This is a genomic window from Anaeromonas frigoriresistens (genome assembly GCF_016820655.1).
Classification (GTDB): Bacteria; Bacillota; Clostridia; order Tissierellales; family SIT17; genus Anaeromonas; species Anaeromonas frigoriresistens.
The window spans coordinates 79,408-97,476 of the sequence record NZ_WSFT01000031.1; the positions used below are offsets into that span (position 1 = coordinate 79,408).

Consider the following 18,069-nt stretch of genomic DNA (forward strand, 5'->3'; position numbering starts at 1 on the left):
GTCAAACTTAAATTTGACAGTCATTTTTTGCAACTAAAAATTTATCCCAATTTTATTCATTAGAGAATGTAATCTTCTGTTTTTTACTTGATGGGGAAACCTTATCTGCTTTAGATTTCCTTCATAGATGATTTCACCTTCTATATTTAGGAGATTTTGAGGTCTAACAAGATTTCTTGACACTTTAAGATCAGCAATATAACTTTCATTTAAAATGTAATATACAAATTCTGAGCATAAAAATCTATCATCCTTACACACTGGTTTATTTAATAAGTTATATATTAGTCCCTTGTAATTATATTTATATGAATCGCTATTCAGTATAAAATGATCTAATAAGATTTTAGCCCTTTCATATTGCTCCTTTGTTGTCTCAACCTCCATTACTAGCCCCGGTACATCTCTGTGAAATCTATATATTCCCTCATTTATATCCTCTTGTTTGAATCTTCCAATAAAAGGATTATACGTATTTCTTCTTCCAAAGCTATACATATACTCAATATCTTTATCTAATGAAATTGATGCATGAGTAAATTGATCATTCTTAATCAATTTAATCATTTTTGATACTGCTGTATTAGGCCTCGAAAGAACTATATATAAATAGTACTTTTCCATAATAAACCTTTGCCCCCAGTAATTTATTTAGTTACTCTATTATATAATATAATCAAAAAAAATACCTTAATAATAGCATAAATAATTATTAAGATATTCTTAAGTTCTTATATATTAGTATAAACTACTTTAATTGTTCTTTTAAATTATCTAAATCATTAGTTGGCATATTACAAGTAAAATCCTCACAAATATAGGCTGTGGTTTTTCCATCTATTATTTTCTTATACTTTATGCTGGGTACTATCTCCTGTAATTTATTAGAATTATCATTTGCCACTACTGAAATAAATGGCAAGTATTTTTCATTTATTTCTTTGATCATATCATTAAACAAATCATCCTTTTCTTTTATAGATATGACTATAGATTTACCAGATTTTAAGTAGTACATATATGCCATTAAAAAGAAAGAATAGGCTGGTGGATTATCTTTTATTTCTGAAGAGAATTTTTTAAGCATAACCCTGAATTTTTCAGTATACCTCTCACTTTCTGCCATTTTATCTAACCTAAGCATATTTAGAGCAGCTACTGAATTTCCTGAGGGTATTGCTCCATCATATATATCTTTAGGTCTTAGGACTAACTTTTCTCCGTCATGACCATTTATATAGAATCCTCCCTCATCCTTATCCCAGAATAATCTAAAGGATTCCTCCATTAGATTTAGAGCCTTTTCTAAATATTCTACCTTGAATGTGGCCTCATATAGCTCTATCAATCCCCAAGTTAAAAAAGAATAATCTTCTAGATATCCTAAAAATTTAGCTTCTCCATCTCTATATCTAGCTAATAATCTTCCTTCATCATTAAATAAATTTTTATATATAAAATCTATAGCTCTTTCTGCTATTTTAATATATAGTCCATTCTCTAATATCCTACTTCCATAAGCTAGTGCTGCTATCATTAAACCATTCCATGAGGTTAATATTTTATCATCTTTATGGGGATGCACTCTTTTTTCCCTTGCATAAAATAACATATCAGTATAAGCATGAACTCTGTATTTAAACTCTTGAGATTTATCTATAATCTTAATATCTTGTTTGATTAGATTTGGAATACTTTTACCTTCGAAATTCCCTTTTTCTGTTATGTCATAATAATTACATACTAGATTTGCCTCTTCATCTCCTAAAATATCCTTTATCTCTTCAGGATCCCACACATAGAATTTACCTTCTTCTCCTTCAGAGTCAGCATCCTCTGCAGAGTAAAATCCCCCTTCTTCTGATGTCATATCCCTAATGATATAGGTAAATATCTTTTCTGCTACCTCTTTATATATAGGTTTTTTAGTAGCTTGATAGCCTTCAAGATAACTAAAGGCAAGTAGAGCATTATCATATAACATCTTTTCAAAGTGAGGCACTAACCACTTTTCATCTACAGAATATCTAGAAAATCCATAGCCTATATGATCGAAGATTCCTCCTTTATACATTCCTTGTAGAGTTTTTTCCACCATTTCTAAACTCTCTTTATCTCCTGTGTCCTTCCAATATCTTAATAATTGTAATAGATTATGGGCCATGGGAAATTTAGGTTTGTTTCCAAAGCCTCCATATTTAGGATCAAAACTTCTTTTATTATCTTCAAATATATCTTCTAAAATTGATTTATCTAGTTCTTCTCCCTCTATATCTCCTTTTGACCTATTTAAAGCTTCTATAATATTTTCACTGGACTCAATAAGTTCATTTTTCTTTTCCTTCCAAGCCTTACTTAGTTTTTCTAACACATCAAGAAGTCCTATCCTATTCATGATACTTCTCTTTGGAAAATATGTACCGGCATAGATAGGCTTTTGTTCTGGAGTTATGAATACATTCATAGGCCATCCACCCTGACCAGTCAGTGCTTGAGTTATATTCATATAGATATTATCTAAATCTGGACGTTCTTCTCTATCTACTTTAATAGCTATAAAATCCTTATTTAAAGCCTCTGCAACTTCTTCATCTTCAAAAGACTCCCTTTCCATCACATGACACCAATGACAAGTGCTATAGCCTATAGATAAAAATATTAACTTATCCTCTTCTTTGGCCTTTTTGAAAGCCTCCTCACTCCATGGATACCAATCTACAGGATTATAGGCATGTTGAAGTAAATATGGCGACTTCTCCTTGATCAACCTATTGGGTTCTATATTATTTGTTGTCATAGCACCACCTCCAATCTTTATTCTCTACTTTTCTATTATTTCCTATTATTGAGAATATACCCATTAAACATATTCATAAGAGTTCATACATACTCTATTACAATGTTAGCTCTGCTATTTTTAAAACTTTGTTTACAATCACACCTTTAGCTTTTCTATATTCTCCTCTGTCATTTGGATATATAGATACTAATTCAATTTTACGCCTTTTATATATTTGTGCATACTTATAATTCTTAGTTAAGAAATTTTTAAATAATAAATATTCCTCATACTTTCTACTCTGACTACTCACTATATGAATATGATGTGTTATTACTTCCCTATCTTCATCTCTTCCCTTCACAAGGAAAATACACTCGTTGTTGAGATCCCAAGAAACTTGTTCATATCCTAAAAAATTTAATAAGAATGATATTTTACTAGAATATAACTCGAATTTTTTTGATACTAACATCATATCAATTATTGGTTTTGAAGATATTCTTGGAATAGATGTACTCCCTATATGATATATTGTAAAATTATCTAATTCAAAATGATCTTTTAATTTTTCTTTAATCAATATTTTTTCTGCTTCAAAATAGTCTTTCCATTTATCATCATATGGTACTATTCTTAGTTCATTACTTTTTAATCCCAGCATTTAATATACCTCTCATTTAATTATAATATTTTATATCAGAAAAATTAGGCTGTGTTAGTGTAGATTGCATCCATTATTAACCCAAATTAAATTTCTCATAATATAGCTAGAATATGAGTTATGATAACCAGAAAGAGATAAAAAGTGTATAATCTATCCAAGTAGTATCAATGCTTATGGTGCTTTCTCTGAGTTTGTCATAATGAACATTAAGTAAAACTCAAATTTCTTAGATTCATATAGATATTCTTGTTGTAACTGAAATTTTTAAGCATTTATAAGAAATATAAAATACCCTATAAACATTAATATGATTCCAAGTATCATTGAAATAATATATACTTTTTTTATTATGTTTTCTATATTACCCTTTTTAAATTTTATCTTTTCAGAAAGAAATATATCATAAAATATAAAAATTGATACAAAAATTTTGAAAACAACTCCTATTAACATAAAAACAATTCCCATTATTAAAATAGGGTTAATCATTTCAATATGCCTCCTTATACAAGCTTAAAATAGTATTTTATGAGAAAGGCCAGAAGTAAAAATAGAAATAAAACTATTATTTGAAATTTAGATGACTTTTTTAAAAATTCTTTTTCTTTTTTTGATTTACCATAAAAGAAATAAGTAAAATATCTAACTCTAAATACAACAATTATAATACTCAATATGAAAAATAAGAAAAAGATAATAGCATATTTAAATCCCACTTTATTATCACTTCTTTCTCTATATATTAATTTATAGCTAGAAAATCCGTTCAGTTTATCATAATTACTATTAAGTAAAACTCATATTTCACTATTACAAAATAATATAAAAAATCAAGATTAAATATTAATGCCTTTAATTAAATGAGATGATCTAAGCAAAGAATGAAATAATATATATGGAACCTAATAGTAGAAAAAATAAATTTATTTTTGTAACTTTAATTTTATCTTCATTTTTTAGAAGATAAATTGGGCTAAGATTATATGTATTTTTAATACTAATTATTTTTTTGCCGCTTTTAGTTAAATTAATAGAAAATAGATTTTCTGCTAAATTTAATTCTTTAGCAAATTTAGTTTTCGCACTTTTGATATCTACATCATTAGCATTAAACATTACAAAATTACTAAGATCCTTATACTCTTTATTAAAATCAGGGTTAAACTTTTTAGTATCTATAAATAAAAGTGCAAACACAATAATGCTTATAAAAGATAATAAAATATATAAATAAGAAAAGTCATAAATACGAATACTCAGTAGAAATAAAGTTCCAAGTATATAGTTGTGGGTAGTACTTAGTAATTTATTAAGATTCATTGAAGTAACTATATATTTATTATTTAATCTTAATAATGCAAAAACAAGGTATATTATCCCCATTATGAAAATGAACCACTTCAATCTAATCCCCCCCTTTTTGTGTTTATAAATAATTATTGACTTGAAATATATTTGTTATATTATACCATATATTAACAATGAGAGTTTTAATATGACACATAAGGATTTTAAAATAAAGCCAAAATTTTAATACAAAAGATTATTTAAGAATATTAATGACGCATAAAAAATCTTTTGTGTCACAACTTCATTTTTAGTACGAAACCATACATTATTTCATTTTAGAATTCGCTAATAAATAGTATATTTAGAAAAATATTGATTATAATTAGAGGAATTTAATGCTTTCTTATAGAATTTTAGTTTATTACATAGTTGTAGAATAATTCGACATTAAAACAATATGGATATCTGCATAAATATAGATTTAACGGAGGTTAAAGATGCGAAAAGTTTATTTAGATAGAACAGAATTCACTGGAGCTATAAGTGTATTTTTAAAAGATACTGAGATTATATCAGCAGGTACAACAATTTTTTCTATGAGTGTTAATGATAGAAATGAGGAGTATCAAAGATATGCTGACGATTATGATATTAAATTTATATTTGACGACCATATTCCATATTTAGAATTTTATACAGTTCCACAAGTAGATATTATGGCAAAAGATAGTAAAGGTGGATTTATCGGAACCATTGGCGAATCATGTGACTTAGAAAGTGATGCACCAATTTGTTATATCAATAAGGATTTGGAGTGCTTCATAATTTCTGAAAATGAAACAGATTTTCTGAGTAATATAGAATCATGGCAAGACAACTTGAAACCCTATGATAAAATTACCCTTTATCGTTCGAAATCAGAAGCAGAAATGAAACTTGAATTTATCGATTTGTCTCAGATAGGAATAGATTAAGTAAACTATAAATTTTAAGTCATAATAAGTAAAAAATATTTATTATGTCGCATCTTTTATAAACTATGCATTATGCTCTAATCTGAGTTTTACTCAATAGTAATTATGATAAACTCAGAGGTTCCTATGGCTAGGAAATCTCATACATGGTAAAATAAGTATAATGAAAAAGGATTGTTATAATTATATTGGATGGGATGGGGTGAACATAATCACTATATCTAAAGTATCATTAATAATACTGATAATGTTAACGGTAGTTCTATTTATATCAATAAATAAAGGAATTGAAATTTATAAAATACCTTTAACGAATATTCTAATGACTATTATGTTTATTATAGGAGCAATAGGCCTATTAAATACTAATGAAAACAATAAGATAGGTGCTAAAATACTTTTTATAGTAGCATCATTTAACATAGTTTTCATTATTTTTATTTATATTATCTAATTAAGATATAGCTTATAGAATTATGTAGGAATGAATTTTACTTAAGTACCATTATGACAAATTCAGTAGATTTCATTGTTCTGGATTCTTATATATGGCTAAATGCTAAAAATAAAAGTTTGAATTAGATATGGAGGAATTACACTATGCATAAGTTAAAACTAACAAATATTATCGATATATTGATTAAAGTATTGATTGTTACTTTCATACTTTTGAGTATATGGTTTATTGGGATTAAAAATACATTATCAAACCCTGAAAGTTATGATATAAGAACATTATCATCCATTTCTGGTATGCTTCTATTTTTGATAATAATAAAATTTGTTTTTAAGAAAAATACTAATAGTTGATAAGTCTAACAGTAGTAGGTGAGTTTTACTTAATGTTCATTATGATAAACTTAGAAAAAGCTATCTAAATATTGATATTACTAGGACAAAGCAGAAAATCAGATTTGTCCTTTTTTATTTTTGCTTTTTGAGTTTGTCATAATTAAAATTTTAGCTATGTTATGACAAATTAGAATTCACATAAATCTACCTTATATAATTTTAAAAACTCCATATATAAACTAAAAGTACTCTTTATTAGGTTTGCGATGAATATAAACTTGAGATGTTACTTTATAATCATGTTTGCATTTTTCAAACCATAATTGAATATCTTCTGAAAACTTCTTACTTATATATTTATTCTCTACTTCTTCTATATTTTCTAAAATTTTAAATACATTTGTATCACTATCTATTGTATTCTTTATATGATAATCTTCTAACTCTTTATAATGCTCACTTGAATAATATGGATATTTTAAAATGCCATTTTCATAAATACCTAATACATATCTTTCAGAAGAAATATTAATACATCTAATTGCCGTAGCTTCCACGTAATCTTCACATGCCTTAACCTTAACTTTTTTGCTATACTTAGGTTCCCGGTCCATAAAAAAACACCTCCAAGTAGATAATGTAATTTTAATTAATCACACGGTCTACTTTGGAAGTATCATATCACACGACTCTATATTGCTTTATTTTGAATTTAAATAATATTCATGGCATATTGCCACAGATTCTTTTTCAAATCCTTCATTTAAATATAAGGAAACTGCATTCTCATTTTCTGCATTGACAGATAGCATTCCTTTTTGTATACCTTTTCTTTTTCCAAAATTCAATGCAACTTTTAGTAGATTTCTTCCTAACCCCTTTCCTTGGTGTTCAGGAATAACACATAGTGATGAAATAAATACATATTCAATATCATCTTCTACTTCTTTACTTGCACGAACTTGCCCTATTGGCATATTTTTATGATATAGCATTATTATACCGCCAGGTAAATGCCCATAATCTTTTTCCATTTCATTGTACATTTCAGGCGTTTTTGGCGTATCACAACCTTCAATTTTACTAAATCCTAAGTTTCTTACTTTACACCAATCTGCTTCATCCCTCCCAGCTTGAAACTCTCTTAGTTCATAACCGACAGGGAATGATGCTTGCATATCTTCTAAATCATGGTTGATAAGCGTGTAAGAATATCTTTTAATGTCAAAATTTAAATTTTTCAATACTTCAGCCATTTTCTTATCTTCACCATCTATAAACATAAATACCTTCTGCAGTCCCTCTATATGTTTTAATGCTAAGTTTAACATTTTTTCATATGTTTCTTTATTAGATTCTATTGTATGAAAAATTCTAAAACGACCCGAGCCAGCCCTTCTATAATATGAATTAATCATTAGAGAAACTGCTCCAATAACGTTATTATTATCTAACAAAATATACGTTGGGTTTTCTTCATTAGGTTCAAAACTTATCAAATCTTGATCATCCAAAAAAGTAATATCAAACTCATTCCTATACTTCATACAATAATTGATAAAATCTAATTTTCTTTCTGAAGTCAATTTAATTATATTCATAATATCTCCTCTTAAATCTTATAATATATCTCAATTATATAATTTATTACCATGTATTGTAAATAAATATATCAGTATAAGGTATAAGAATAATCTGTTTCAATATAATAATAGATTCTATTATTCGGAAAAAACCTTAGAATATCAACTTATCCTCTTCTTTAGCCTTTTTGAAAACCTCCTCACTCCATGGATACCAGTCTACTGGATTATAGGCATGTTGTAAAAGGTAAGGAGATTTTTCATTAATTAATCTATCAGATAATATTACTGATAGCTTTTTACTTTCCTAATCTGTTATATTGTAAAAAAGTATGATATTCTAATTCTATTATTGATAAAAATAAAACAAAAAACTAAAGATATATAGGGGGGTTAATTATGTTAGGTTTTAATGTATTAATGTACCATGAGATAGTTCATAAACAGGACTTTGATTATAATGAGTATAAAGGAATTAAAGTTCAACAAGATTACCAAGATGTTTTACCACCAGTTTTATTTGCTTACTTAGAAGAATTTGAAAAACAAATTAAGTATTTATTTGATGAAGGGTATGTAACATTGACATTAAAGGATGTTATAGACTTCTATTATAATGATAAGAATTTACTTGAAAAATCAGTGTTATTAACCTTTGATGATATGTATAAGTCCATCCTTACTAGAGTTTATCCTATATTAAAAAAATATAATTTCCATGCAATAGGTTTTGTAGTAAAAGATTGGATTTTTGATGAAAAACAGGATAACTCCAAAACCAAGTCAGTATGTTTATCAAAAGAAGAACTTGAACAAATGAGGGATGTTTTTGAGTATGCTAATCACACAAAATCTTTACATACAAGAATGGATGGACGAGCTGCTCTTGAAACTATAGATAAGATTTCTTTTTTAAAAGATCTTAGATCTTGTGAAGAATTTGTTAGTACCAAAAATGCTTTTGCCTATCCTTTTGGAGTTTACACTGATGAAAATATAGATTGGTTAAAAGAAGAAGGATTTATGCTAGCATTTACCTCAGAAGAAGGGAAAAACACTAAAGAGACTAACCCTTATAAACTACATAGGGATGGTATTTTATTAAACTATAATTTAGAGAAATTTAAGTCTATATTAAATTATAACTAATTAATGGAGGGATAACTATGAAAAAAATATTATCGTTATTATTATTAATAAGTATTCTATCAAGCTTCATCATAGCATGTGAAAAGGATGAATCTTTAGATTATACACTGAAATTTGGTACTTTACCTGCTGAATCAGCTATTCCAATCATCATAGCAAAAGAGAAGGGTTTTTATGAGAAAGAAGGATTAAGTGTAGAGATAGTTCCATTCAATTCTCCAAATGATCGTAATGTGGCTGTTCAAGCTAAAAAAATTGATGCAATAATCGGAGATGTTATGACTTCTTTGACTTTCCACAAAGCAGATTTTGATATGAAGATTACATCTGATATAAATGAAGATTTTAAATTGTTGACTTCACCAAACTCTAGTATTACTAGTATTGAAGATTTAAATAATAAGGATGTTTCATTAGTACCAAATTTTGTTCTAGAATATATCATGGATAAAATAGCACAAGAAAACAATATTGAATATAACCTTGTTAGCATACCATCTTTTACTGCAAGATTTGAAGCCTTGTTAGCAGATGAAATCGACGGTGTAATCTTTACCGAGCCTCAAGCTACTTTATTAGACTCTAAGGGTGCTAATATAATTGCATCATCAAGAGATTATGGCATTAAAGCTGGTACATTATTATTTAATGGAGAAACTTTAGATACACACCCTGCTGAGATAAAAGCTTTCTATAGAGCTTATAATAATGCGGTAGACTATATTAATGATACTGATCCAACTGAGTACAGTAAGGTTTTAAATGAATATGGATTTCCTCCAGCGATAGAGGATTATTTAAAGAGTGAACCAACATATACCAAAGCTCAAGAAATTAGTAATGAAACTTTTAAAGATGTATTGGATTGGACTCAGTCTAAGAATTTAATTAATAAAGAATATAAACTAGAAGATATAAGTGATTTCTCCTTTATAGAGTAATTTTAAGTGGAAGGAAGTAAAATTATATGATTCAAATAAATAACTTGAACTATAGCTATGGTCAAGAAGAAGCCCTAAAAAATATTAATTTAACTATCCCGGAAAATTCAAGCTATGCTGTTATTGGAGAATCCGGATGTGGAAAGACTACCCTGCTATATACTTTAGCAGGACTTCTCCATTATATAGAGGGTGAGATTATCATTAATGATGAAGTTATAAATGGGGTACGAAAGGAAACTGGTATAATACTTCAAGATAGTGGCCTTTTACCCTGGAAAAGAGTATCGGAAAATATCTCTCTAGGTCTAAAAGCTAGAAACATAGATAAGTATAATATCAAAGATATAGTAAATAACACCTTAAGAGAATTAAATCTACTACAACATAAAAACAAATATCCTAATGAATTAAGTGGAGGACAAAAACAAAGGGTAGCAATTGCAAGAACACTAGTAATGGATATAGATACTTTGCTTTTAGATGAGGTTACCTCTTCTTTAGATGCTATTACTAAAGAAAAAATACAAGATTTAATTTTAAAACTATATCATGAAAATCCTATGACTATCATTTTAGTTACTCATAGTATAGAAGAAGCTGTTTTTTTAGGTCAAAAGATTATAGTTATGGAAAAAGGAAGTATTAAAAAGATTATTAATAATCCATATTTTGGGGATAAAGATATCAGAGACAAAGAAGAATATTATATTTTATGTAATGAAGTAAGAAAATGGCTTTATAAGGGTGATAATGATGAGAGTCTTAAATAAATTAACTAAATATAAATCGATATATGGTTTTATTATAATATTAATTCTTTGGTATATTTTACATAAAGGAATTGATTCTAGTATTGTTCCTAGTCCCTATGAAACTATTATCGCATTTATAAATGCTTTAATTAATGGAAGTCTTCTCCTTCACCTTTTAGTAAGTCTATTAAGGATAGTATCCGCGGTGTCTATAGCTATGATTATAGGAATTCCTATGGGTTTATGGATGGGCTCTAATAGTAGAGCTGATGCTATTATATCCCCAGTTACTTATCTATTATATCCTATTCCTAAAATAGCTTTTCTTCCAGTTTTTATGCTACTATTTGGTCTTGGTAACTTGTCTAAAATCGTCCTTATTATAACAATTATTTTTTTTCAAGTACTTTTGGCCACAAGAGATGGAGTAAAGGAAATCCCAACAAACCTAATTTACTCTGTAAAATCCTTAGGGCTAAATCACTGGCAAACTTATCTACATCTTGTTATACCTTCTACTCTACCAAAAATAATTTCTGCCCTAAGAATCAGTGTTGGGATATCAATATCTGTATTGTTTTTTGCTGAAAATTTTGCAACTACCTACGGTATAGGCTATTATATTATGAATTCCTGGGCTATAGTTCAATATAAAGAGATGTTTGCAGGTATTTTAGGTCTTAGTCTAATGAGTTATCTAATTTTCAAGATAATAGATCTAATTGAGGGTAAAGTATGTGCTTGGATGTTCGTAGGAAAATAAACTATAAAAACAGCTATCAAATAATATCTGATAGCTGTTTTATTTTAATTAAAGTCGAAATGAGTACACCAAATTATATCAACTATATTTCTTTTCCCATCATGGACATAAAATCTAGCCCACTAAAACCATTTCTTCTATAGAATTTATCTGTACAATTATCCTTTTCTGTAAACAATATAATAGTATGTACTCCTAAATCCTTTGCTCTCACTTCTAATTCCTGTAACATCTTACTACCTATTTTTTTTCCCTGTAGTTCATTAGTTACATACATCTCTCTTAAATTAAAATGCATACCTTCATACCATTGTTCACAGTTTCCAAATAGTGCTGCTTTTATAATATCTTCTTCAACATATTTAATACCTACAAATCCTGGTGATATATAAGTGTCTCTTAATCTATTATAGGCAGTTTTGGTAGTCCATTTATCATTCCATGGCTCTTTATTAAATACATCAACATAAAGTTCAGCACACTCCTTTATATCTTTCTCTTCTAATTTAAATACCCCTGATATCATCAAATCCACTCCTTATAACCCTTTATAGAACTCTCGAATCACTTCACTAAATTTTCTTGGGTATTGAAATGCCACATAGGCATGAAAGCCACCTGGAATAATATCAACTTTACTTTTCTTCAATAATTTCTGATAATTTTCTATGCTTTCCTTTACTTCTGGTGTAGACCATTCATCTTCACTAGGTATCATTAAAACTGGGCATTTTGTTTTTTTAAAGTATTTTTCAAATTTTATATCCCAATAATTCTCTACATAATTATCAACCACCCATTTTGGACAGCTTGTAGTAAATTTTCCATCCTCAGTTTCTACGGTATCATATTTTTCAAATTTTTCTATATGACTATCCCACTCAATACCGCCTTCTTCAAAATCTTTTCTTTTAGTTTCAACCTTTTCTTCTATAGAGTTATAAACAGGAGTGATCCTTTCTTTCCGCTCTTTTCTGATCTCCTCTTTTTTATTAGGAATCTCTTCTTCTGGTATATCATAGGATCCATTTTTACCAAAAAAATTCTGAATTGCCCCTTCTGCAACAACTGAAACTATTCTATCAGGATAATTTGCTGAAAGGTTTACTCCGATCTCTCCCCCTAGTGAACTTCCTACTATATGAGCTTTGCTTAAATCTAGCTCATCCATTACCCCTATAACATCTTTAGCCATATTATCTAATGTATAGCCTTCTTTTAATTTTTCTGATTTTCCATGCCCTCTAATATCCATAGTGACAATATTATAATCATCCTTAAAATAAGGTATAATTCCACTCCATTGAGCTAAGTTACCTCCTGAGAAATGTAAAAATATAATTGTATCTCCCTCTTTAGGATAGTGATTTACCTCTAGTTCTACTCCATTTGCATTAATCTTTCTATTATCCATTTCAAACTCCCCCTAAATATAAAACATTTTTATTTTCTATGTATATATATGCTTGGCTTCTATTTAATTCCCCCAAGATTAAACGCCATATATTATCTTTCTATAACTTCTTCTAAACTAGGACATTCTTCACGTAAAAGTCCGAGTAATTCACAGTTTTCATATTTACCGTTCTTATAATTAGCACCTCTTTTTAGACCCTCATATTTGAAACCACATTTCTCGGCAACTCTTCTACTTCCAATATTTCCTTGTGCTAATTCAATCTCTAGACGATTTATATCTTTTGATGCAAAGAGATAAGCAGTGAATATTTTTAGCGCCTCTGATACATATCCTTTACCTCTGTCCTCTTTTCGGAATATTTGATATCCTACTTCATATCCTGGCATGTACCATAACCCTTTAAAATAAGTGATATCTCCAACAATCCTATCATCTTTATCAGTGATTAACATAGTTCCATAATCATTATTCCAAAGACCTGTATCTGCATACCTTTTTTTCAAAGATCCTCTAGTTTGTAAACTATAGTGCCAATACTCTCCCCGTTGAGATATATCACTGTTTAATCTATATATCTCATCTAAATCTCCCTCTTCTACTAACCTCAAATTTATCAATTTCCCCTTTAACATTAAATTCATCTCCTTGACTTTCAATTTCTGAATATTTAATATTTTCAGCTAATTATACCACTGAGAAGAAATACTAGGCAATATAAAAATCTATTTAGAAACTTAAGCTCAAAAAAAGAGCCTCTTAAGGCTCTAATACATCCGACTCCATTTGATAAGGCGAAATACTGATATTTCCTTCACTATCCATAGCTGCAAAGAAAACATCTTCAACTCTTGAATACCCTTGTTTATTAAGAATTTTTAATATATCCTCAGGATTTAAATTTAGTCTTTTAATATTTTCTGTTTGTAATTCTTTTTCTACCACTACCGCTACTGGTAATGATGCTTTCTTAGTTACGATATTCATATCCCTTTTTATCACTTCATCATACTCAGTTCTTTTAAGTATCGATAACTTACCGCTAGATTCTATTACCCCATATTCTATTGTGTTAATATCAAATATGTCTTTTTCTCTCAAAAGCATCAATACTTCATCAATTGAGTATTTTATCTTTTTAATATTTTTATGTATTAACTGTCCATCCTGAATTATTATAGTCGGTTCAAAAGTAACCCATTTTTTAAACTTTTTATTCTTAATTATCATTTCACTAACGAACCTTTGAAGAGCGGCAAGGATTATGACAGCAAAGGCAGTTGGAAGATGCTCAATATTTGGATCTGCTATATCCGCACCAACTATAGCCCCAATTACAATAAGTGAAAGAAAGTCAAACACTGGTAATTCACCTATAGGTCTTTTCCCCATAATAAATAAGGTTGAAAACAAAAGTAAAGTCATAATAGTAATTACACGAAGTAGGACAAGTAAATAGGGGTTCATAAAATCATTCCCTTCATTTTTTATATATAATCCCCCAATTTAGTAATGATATATTCAAAAAAATAGAACCTATTTCTAGGTTCCACATCTTTTTTATCTAGTTAATTAAATGCTACTATTAACTGAGAAGTACCGGCAGCAATATTTAACGTTACTGCTATTAGTCCAACAATAAGGGTAAACCTCCACTGACCTTTCTTTATACTGCCCTGATTATATCTCTGTTTATTTGAATAAATGATACTTAACATAACAATTCCTAAAGAAAAAGGACCTAAAGCTGGTATATAAATGTCCTTAATCAGAAATATCAACGAGTTAGATATAGTTATTACTGCTGCTATAATACCTATTATTCTAATTATTTTCTTCACTCCACACTCCTCCTATAGCCCTTAATATTTTGGTAATCTGATGATGAACTTGGTTAGGCTGGTATCATCATCAAGGATTAGCTGCCCATTATGTTTCTCAATAATTCTCTTTGAAATAGCAAGTCCTAGCCCACTTCCTCCACTACTACTTCGAGCTTGATCTCCCCTTACAAAAGGGTCAAAGATATTATTTCTTAAAGTTTCTGGTATTCCCACACCATTATCAGCTACCTGTATCTCTATGTTATCTTCATTATATATTAGTTTAATAAAAAGAGTAGTTCCTTTAGGGTTATATTTAATCGAATTGGAAATTAAATTAGATAGTACCCGTTCTATTTGTCTAGAATCAAAGGAATAAAAGAGTCTTTCTTCTGGCATATCAATGTTTAGTTCAAATCCTTTTTCTTCTATCTCTTCATAATATCCAGCAATAGTTTCTCGAATAAATTCTGTTAAATCCTGATTTGTAATATTAAGCTTATATTCCATGGTATCTAGCTTCACATATTCAAATAGCATATCAATTAAGTTAGTTACTTTAATAGATTTATTATAGATAGTATTCAAATATAACTGCTTTTTCTCATCATCCTCTACCATTCCTTCAGATATTGCCTTTGAATATCCTTGAATAGTAGTAATAGGAGTCTTTAGGTCATGGGAAATATCAACTAACATGTTTTTCTTTTTTTCTTCTATCTGATTTTTTTCCACTTCAATTCTTTCCAGCTCAGAAACCATATAATTAAAGGCATCTCGAATATTAGCAAATTCACTTTCTGCTTCAAAGTTTAATCTTGTATTATATTTCTTCTGAGACATCTTTTTTAACCCCTCTATTATATAAGATAGAGGTTTTGTAATTTTCTTTGTCATCCACCTACTATATAAGGCTACATTCAAGATAAATAATATTAAAAATATACCTAAAGTGTATAATGCAGACTTAATAAATATTTTATTTACAGCATAGGGAACATTTTTAAAATTCATTTGGATACCAATCTTGTCTCCAGGAATCTTTATCAGAGCAATATATTCTTTTCCATCCTCACCTATAAAATATGTGGAAGATGTAAAGTACTCATAATCTTGGTCAATTGTACTTAAAAGCTGAAAAAATTCCTTTTCACTGTAGGATGAATTATATTCTCTAGGAGTTCCTTTGATATATACTACATTTCTATCGGTATCTAAAATCTCTAACCATCCACCCAAAAGTATGATATCACTTATATCTATTTTTTTATAATCAGCTTGAACAATGTCAGTAGCTCTAATATTTGGTAACTCTCCATCTTGAACACTTCTTTCCATAAACACTCCTAGAAAGATAAAAGCGATAATCACTATTAATACTATAGTTAAACTAAAAAATACATAATTTTTTATAAGGGTAGAATATAGCTTTTTCCCGGTTTTTTTATTAAATATTTTTCTCAAATTTATACCCCAATCCTCTTATGGTCTTTAGATAAATTGGATGCTTAGGATCATCCTCTATCTTTTCTCTAATTTTACTTATATGAACCATTATTGTATTATCATCTCCATCGAAGTACTCTCCCCATATCTGTTCAAATATTTGCTTCTTTGTATATACTCTACCGGGAGTTTTTAAGAGATAATTAATGATTTTATACTCAGTGGATGTTAAATCTATTACTCTTTTGTTTTTATATAAAGTACAACTAGACTGATCTAGTTTTAATTCTCCTAGACAAATATTACTTGGATATTCTATTTCTTTCAAAGTTTCATTAAATTGATAAGAACGTCTAAGCTGAGCTTGAACTCTTGCTATAATTTCTAAGGGATTAAAGGGCTTTGTAATGTAATCATCCGCCCCTAATCCAAGACCTAGTATTTTATCACTATCCATATTCTTTGCTGATAAAATAATTATTGGAATCTGATATTGAGCTCTAATTCTTTTCACTAATTCAAATCCATTTATCTCTGGCATCATTATATCTATTACTGCTAGGGAAATATCCTCATACTTTACCTTATCCCATGCCTCTTTACCATCATTAGCTTCAATTACAGTGAAACCATCCTTTTCTAGATAAAGTCTTAAAAGCTCTACTATTTCTTTCTCATCATCGGCCACTAATATCTTTTCATTCATTATAGTCCCTCCAATGCATCTTCTAATCTTTCATTTAAAGGAATGGGGTTTCTAAAAGCATCTTTCTTCCAAGATATATTAAAGCGATCTAATAGTAGACAGATACCCATTCCAGTATTATAATATTTCTGCTTTCCTTCTTGTAATTCCTTTATAGTTTTTAAATATTTTTCTACTATTTCTTCCCTTTCTAAATACTTAAGGATCTGTTCCTCCATATATTTAGCTGTTCCTTCAACCAGTTCATAATAATGTTCTTGCTCCTTTAATACTTCTAGTTCTTCTCTTTTCCAGTGTTTTTCTAAAAACTGTATGCGTTTTTTCCTAGCACTTACATATTCTTTTGCTAAAGATATAGATTCTTTATCATCTTGTGTAGTAATAGCTTGATAAAGTAACTCTCCTTCCTTTTCATAATAGGAAACAATAGCTTCTTCATCTACTCTCCTTAAAACTTCTTTTTCATCTATTTCTTTATATTCATCTTTAGCTATGTTCATCAAATTTTTCTCATAATATTTTAATTGATAAGCATGAAGTCCTTCATGATACATTATGCTTAAATATTGTTCATCAATCATTTTTTTCTTATCTAATCCAAATTGATTGATTAAAAATTCTTCTTCATTTCCAATTCCTTCAGCAAAATCTCCTAAGGTATCTAATTCTTCCTTTGATAACATAAACACATTTACTTCTCCATCTACAGGATAGGCAGTGCACGCAATTACAGGAAGTACAGGGGTTCTCTTTCTCATCTCTTCTTTTCTAAATACATATTCTGTATTCCTTTGTCTGATAGCTACCGGATAATCCCCAAAATTAAAGTCCTTCCACAGATTTTCTTCCACTTCCTTACTTAAATCTAAGGCCTTTCCATATAGTTCTTCTGTTTTATCTGATAATCCTTGGAATCCTAAATATATTAATGAACTAATAAGCACTACACCTATCAATCCATAGATAACAAAAATTTTTTTCATA

At 28.5% G+C, this 18,069-nt stretch carries 23 protein-coding genes; 7 read left to right on the forward strand and 16 right to left on the reverse strand.

Features of this window, described 5'->3' with window-relative positions; all coding sequences use genetic code 11:
* Positions 1-33: 33 nt before the first annotated feature.
* From GOQ27_RS07865 to GOQ27_RS07885, 5 genes are all read right to left on the reverse strand, one after another.
* Positions 34-624: a hypothetical protein gene (locus GOQ27_RS07865; protein ID WP_203366298.1), complete on the reverse strand. Its 591-nt coding sequence runs from the start codon at positions 622-624 to the stop codon at positions 34-36.
* Between the two features lie 124 nt (positions 625-748).
* On the reverse strand, positions 749-2,797 hold the full coding sequence (locus GOQ27_RS07870; RefSeq protein WP_203366299.1) for a thioredoxin domain-containing protein: 2,049 nt from the start codon (positions 2,795-2,797) through the stop codon (positions 749-751).
* Between the two features lie 97 nt (positions 2,798-2,894).
* Positions 2,895-3,443 (reverse strand): GrpB family protein, encoded by a 549-nt coding sequence (locus tag GOQ27_RS07875; protein ID WP_203366300.1) that lies wholly within the window; start codon positions 3,441-3,443, stop codon positions 2,895-2,897.
* Positions 3,444-3,710: 267 nt separating this feature from the next.
* Entirely contained in the window at positions 3,711-3,935 is a 225-nt protein-coding gene (locus GOQ27_RS07880; RefSeq protein ID WP_203366301.1) for a hypothetical protein, read from the reverse strand.
* A 381-nt stretch (positions 3,936-4,316) separates the two neighbouring features.
* Positions 4,317-4,850, reverse strand: a complete 534-nt coding sequence (locus GOQ27_RS07885; protein ID WP_203366302.1) for a hypothetical protein — start codon at positions 4,848-4,850, stop codon at positions 4,317-4,319.
* Between the two features lie 383 nt (positions 4,851-5,233).
* Here GOQ27_RS07885 and GOQ27_RS07890 point away from each other — a divergent pair, with 383 nt between their 5' ends.
* The 3 genes from GOQ27_RS07890 (at position 5,234) to GOQ27_RS07900 (ending at position 6,520) form a co-directional block, all read left to right on the forward strand.
* Positions 5,234-5,710, forward strand: coding sequence for a hypothetical protein (locus GOQ27_RS07890; protein WP_203366303.1), 477 nt, complete (start codon positions 5,234-5,236; stop codon positions 5,708-5,710).
* 202 nt (positions 5,711-5,912) lie between these two features.
* Positions 5,913-6,164, forward strand: a complete 252-nt coding sequence (locus GOQ27_RS07895; protein ID WP_203366304.1) for a hypothetical protein — start codon at positions 5,913-5,915, stop codon at positions 6,162-6,164.
* A gap of 146 nt (positions 6,165-6,310) precedes the next feature.
* Positions 6,311-6,520: a hypothetical protein gene (locus GOQ27_RS07900; RefSeq protein WP_203366305.1), complete on the forward strand. Its 210-nt coding sequence runs from the start codon at positions 6,311-6,313 to the stop codon at positions 6,518-6,520.
* A gap of 221 nt (positions 6,521-6,741) precedes the next feature.
* Here GOQ27_RS07900 and GOQ27_RS07905 read toward each other — a convergent pair whose 3' ends face one another.
* The 3 genes from GOQ27_RS07905 to GOQ27_RS17315 form a co-directional block, all read right to left on the reverse strand.
* Positions 6,742-7,116, reverse strand: coding sequence for a hypothetical protein (locus GOQ27_RS07905; protein ID WP_203366306.1), 375 nt, complete (start codon positions 7,114-7,116; stop codon positions 6,742-6,744).
* Positions 7,117-7,203: 87 nt separating this feature from the next.
* Complete coding sequence (locus GOQ27_RS07910) at positions 7,204-8,103, reverse strand: GNAT family N-acetyltransferase (RefSeq protein WP_203366307.1); 900 nt, start codon at positions 8,101-8,103, stop codon at positions 7,204-7,206.
* A gap of 136 nt (positions 8,104-8,239) precedes the next feature.
* Positions 8,240-8,371 (reverse strand): DUF255 domain-containing protein, encoded by a 132-nt coding sequence (locus GOQ27_RS17315; RefSeq protein WP_203366365.1) that lies wholly within the window; start codon positions 8,369-8,371, stop codon positions 8,240-8,242.
* A gap of 113 nt (positions 8,372-8,484) precedes the next feature.
* On the opposite strand from GOQ27_RS17315, the gene GOQ27_RS07920 reads away from it, so the two are divergent.
* Genes GOQ27_RS07920 through GOQ27_RS07935 form a run of 4 tightly spaced genes read left to right on the forward strand, consistent with a single transcriptional unit; the run spans position 8,485 to position 11,693 of the window.
* Positions 8,485-9,234: a polysaccharide deacetylase family protein gene (locus tag GOQ27_RS07920; RefSeq protein WP_203366308.1), complete on the forward strand. Its 750-nt coding sequence runs from the start codon at positions 8,485-8,487 to the stop codon at positions 9,232-9,234.
* A 17-nt stretch (positions 9,235-9,251) separates the two neighbouring features.
* Positions 9,252-10,175, forward strand: a complete 924-nt coding sequence (locus GOQ27_RS07925) for an ABC transporter substrate-binding protein (protein WP_203366309.1) — start codon at positions 9,252-9,254, stop codon at positions 10,173-10,175.
* Positions 10,176-10,201: 26 nt separating this feature from the next.
* Positions 10,202-10,948, forward strand: a complete 747-nt coding sequence (locus GOQ27_RS07930) for an ABC transporter ATP-binding protein (protein ID WP_203366310.1) — start codon at positions 10,202-10,204, stop codon at positions 10,946-10,948.
* On the forward strand, positions 10,932-11,693 hold the full coding sequence (locus tag GOQ27_RS07935) for an ABC transporter permease (protein WP_203366311.1): 762 nt from the start codon (positions 10,932-10,934) through the stop codon (positions 11,691-11,693). The genes GOQ27_RS07930 and GOQ27_RS07935 overlap by 17 nt, the downstream gene beginning before the upstream one ends.
* An 82-nt stretch (positions 11,694-11,775) precedes the next feature.
* On the opposite strand, the gene GOQ27_RS07940 is transcribed toward GOQ27_RS07935, so the two are convergent.
* The 8 genes from GOQ27_RS07940 to GOQ27_RS07975 all read right to left on the reverse strand — a co-directional run bounded on the left by GOQ27_RS07940 (position 11,776) and on the right by GOQ27_RS07975 (position 18,068).
* Positions 11,776-12,219 carry a GNAT family N-acetyltransferase gene (locus GOQ27_RS07940; protein WP_207751280.1) on the reverse strand — a complete coding sequence of 148 codons (444 nt, stop codon included), beginning with the start codon at positions 12,217-12,219 and terminating at the stop codon, positions 11,776-11,778.
* Between the two features lie 12 nt (positions 12,220-12,231).
* Entirely contained in the window at positions 12,232-13,107 is an 876-nt protein-coding gene (locus tag GOQ27_RS07945) for an alpha/beta fold hydrolase (protein WP_203366312.1), read from the reverse strand.
* A gap of 92 nt (positions 13,108-13,199) precedes the next feature.
* Positions 13,200-13,745: a GNAT family N-acetyltransferase gene (locus GOQ27_RS07950; protein ID WP_203366313.1), complete on the reverse strand. Its 546-nt coding sequence runs from the start codon at positions 13,743-13,745 to the stop codon at positions 13,200-13,202.
* A 124-nt stretch (positions 13,746-13,869) separates the two neighbouring features.
* Positions 13,870-14,577: a YetF domain-containing protein gene (locus tag GOQ27_RS07955; RefSeq protein ID WP_350445889.1), complete on the reverse strand. Its 708-nt coding sequence runs from the start codon at positions 14,575-14,577 to the stop codon at positions 13,870-13,872.
* 101 nt (positions 14,578-14,678) lie between these two features.
* Complete coding sequence (locus GOQ27_RS07960; RefSeq protein WP_203366315.1) at positions 14,679-14,951, reverse strand: hypothetical protein; 273 nt, start codon at positions 14,949-14,951, stop codon at positions 14,679-14,681.
* Between the two features lie 21 nt (positions 14,952-14,972).
* Positions 14,973-16,397 (reverse strand): HAMP domain-containing sensor histidine kinase, encoded by a 1,425-nt coding sequence (locus tag GOQ27_RS07965; RefSeq protein ID WP_203366316.1) that lies wholly within the window; start codon positions 16,395-16,397, stop codon positions 14,973-14,975.
* Complete coding sequence (locus GOQ27_RS07970; RefSeq protein WP_203366317.1) at positions 16,381-17,085, reverse strand: response regulator transcription factor; 705 nt, start codon at positions 17,083-17,085, stop codon at positions 16,381-16,383. The genes GOQ27_RS07965 and GOQ27_RS07970 overlap by 17 nt, the downstream gene beginning before the upstream one ends.
* A complete protein-coding gene (locus GOQ27_RS07975; RefSeq protein ID WP_203366318.1) occupies positions 17,085-18,068 on the reverse strand; it encodes a hypothetical protein in 984 nt (327 codons plus the stop codon). Before GOQ27_RS07975 ends, GOQ27_RS07970 begins: the two co-directional genes overlap by 1 nt.
* Position 18,069: the final 1 nt, after the last annotated feature.

Excerpts from the sequence above, each read along its gene's own strand:
- GOQ27_RS07865 (WP_203366298.1), bottom strand. The coding sequence starts at position 624 with ATGGAAAAGTACTATTTATATATAGTTCTTTCGAGGCCTAATACAGCA.
- GOQ27_RS07870 (WP_203366299.1), bottom strand. The coding sequence starts at position 2,797 with ATGACAACAAATAATATAGAACCCAATAGGTTGATCAAGGAGAAGTCG.
- GOQ27_RS07875 (WP_203366300.1), bottom strand. The coding sequence starts at position 3,443 with ATGCTGGGATTAAAAAGTAATGAACTAAGAATAGTACCATATGATGAT.
- GOQ27_RS07880 (WP_203366301.1), bottom strand. The coding sequence starts at position 3,935 with ATGATTAACCCTATTTTAATAATGGGAATTGTTTTTATGTTAATAGGA.
- GOQ27_RS07890 (WP_203366303.1), top strand. The coding sequence starts at position 5,234 with ATGCGAAAAGTTTATTTAGATAGAACAGAATTCACTGGAGCTATAAGT.
- GOQ27_RS07900 (WP_203366305.1), top strand. The coding sequence starts at position 6,311 with ATGCATAAGTTAAAACTAACAAATATTATCGATATATTGATTAAAGTA.
- GOQ27_RS07905 (WP_203366306.1), bottom strand. The coding sequence starts at position 7,116 with ATGGACCGGGAACCTAAGTATAGCAAAAAAGTTAAGGTTAAGGCATGT.
- GOQ27_RS07910 (WP_203366307.1), bottom strand. The coding sequence starts at position 8,103 with ATGAATATAATTAAATTGACTTCAGAAAGAAAATTAGATTTTATCAAT.
- GOQ27_RS07920 (WP_203366308.1), top strand. The coding sequence starts at position 8,485 with ATGTTAGGTTTTAATGTATTAATGTACCATGAGATAGTTCATAAACAG.
- GOQ27_RS07925 (WP_203366309.1), top strand. The coding sequence starts at position 9,252 with ATGAAAAAAATATTATCGTTATTATTATTAATAAGTATTCTATCAAGC.
- GOQ27_RS07930 (WP_203366310.1), top strand. The coding sequence starts at position 10,202 with ATGATTCAAATAAATAACTTGAACTATAGCTATGGTCAAGAAGAAGCC.
- GOQ27_RS07935 (WP_203366311.1), top strand. The coding sequence starts at position 10,932 with ATGAGAGTCTTAAATAAATTAACTAAATATAAATCGATATATGGTTTT.
- GOQ27_RS07940 (WP_207751280.1), bottom strand. The coding sequence starts at position 12,219 with ATGATATCAGGGGTATTTAAATTAGAAGAGAAAGATATAAAGGAGTGT.
- GOQ27_RS07945 (WP_203366312.1), bottom strand. The coding sequence starts at position 13,107 with ATGGATAATAGAAAGATTAATGCAAATGGAGTAGAACTAGAGGTAAAT.
- GOQ27_RS07950 (WP_203366313.1), bottom strand. The coding sequence starts at position 13,745 with ATGTTAAAGGGGAAATTGATAAATTTGAGGTTAGTAGAAGAGGGAGAT.
- GOQ27_RS07955 (WP_350445889.1), bottom strand. The coding sequence starts at position 14,577 with ATGAACCCCTATTTACTTGTCCTACTTCGTGTAATTACTATTATGACT.
- GOQ27_RS07970 (WP_203366317.1), bottom strand. The coding sequence starts at position 17,085 with ATGAATGAAAAGATATTAGTGGCCGATGATGAGAAAGAAATAGTAGAG.
- GOQ27_RS07975 (WP_203366318.1), bottom strand. The coding sequence starts at position 18,068 with ATGAAAAAAATTTTTGTTATCTATGGATTGATAGGTGTAGTGCTTATT.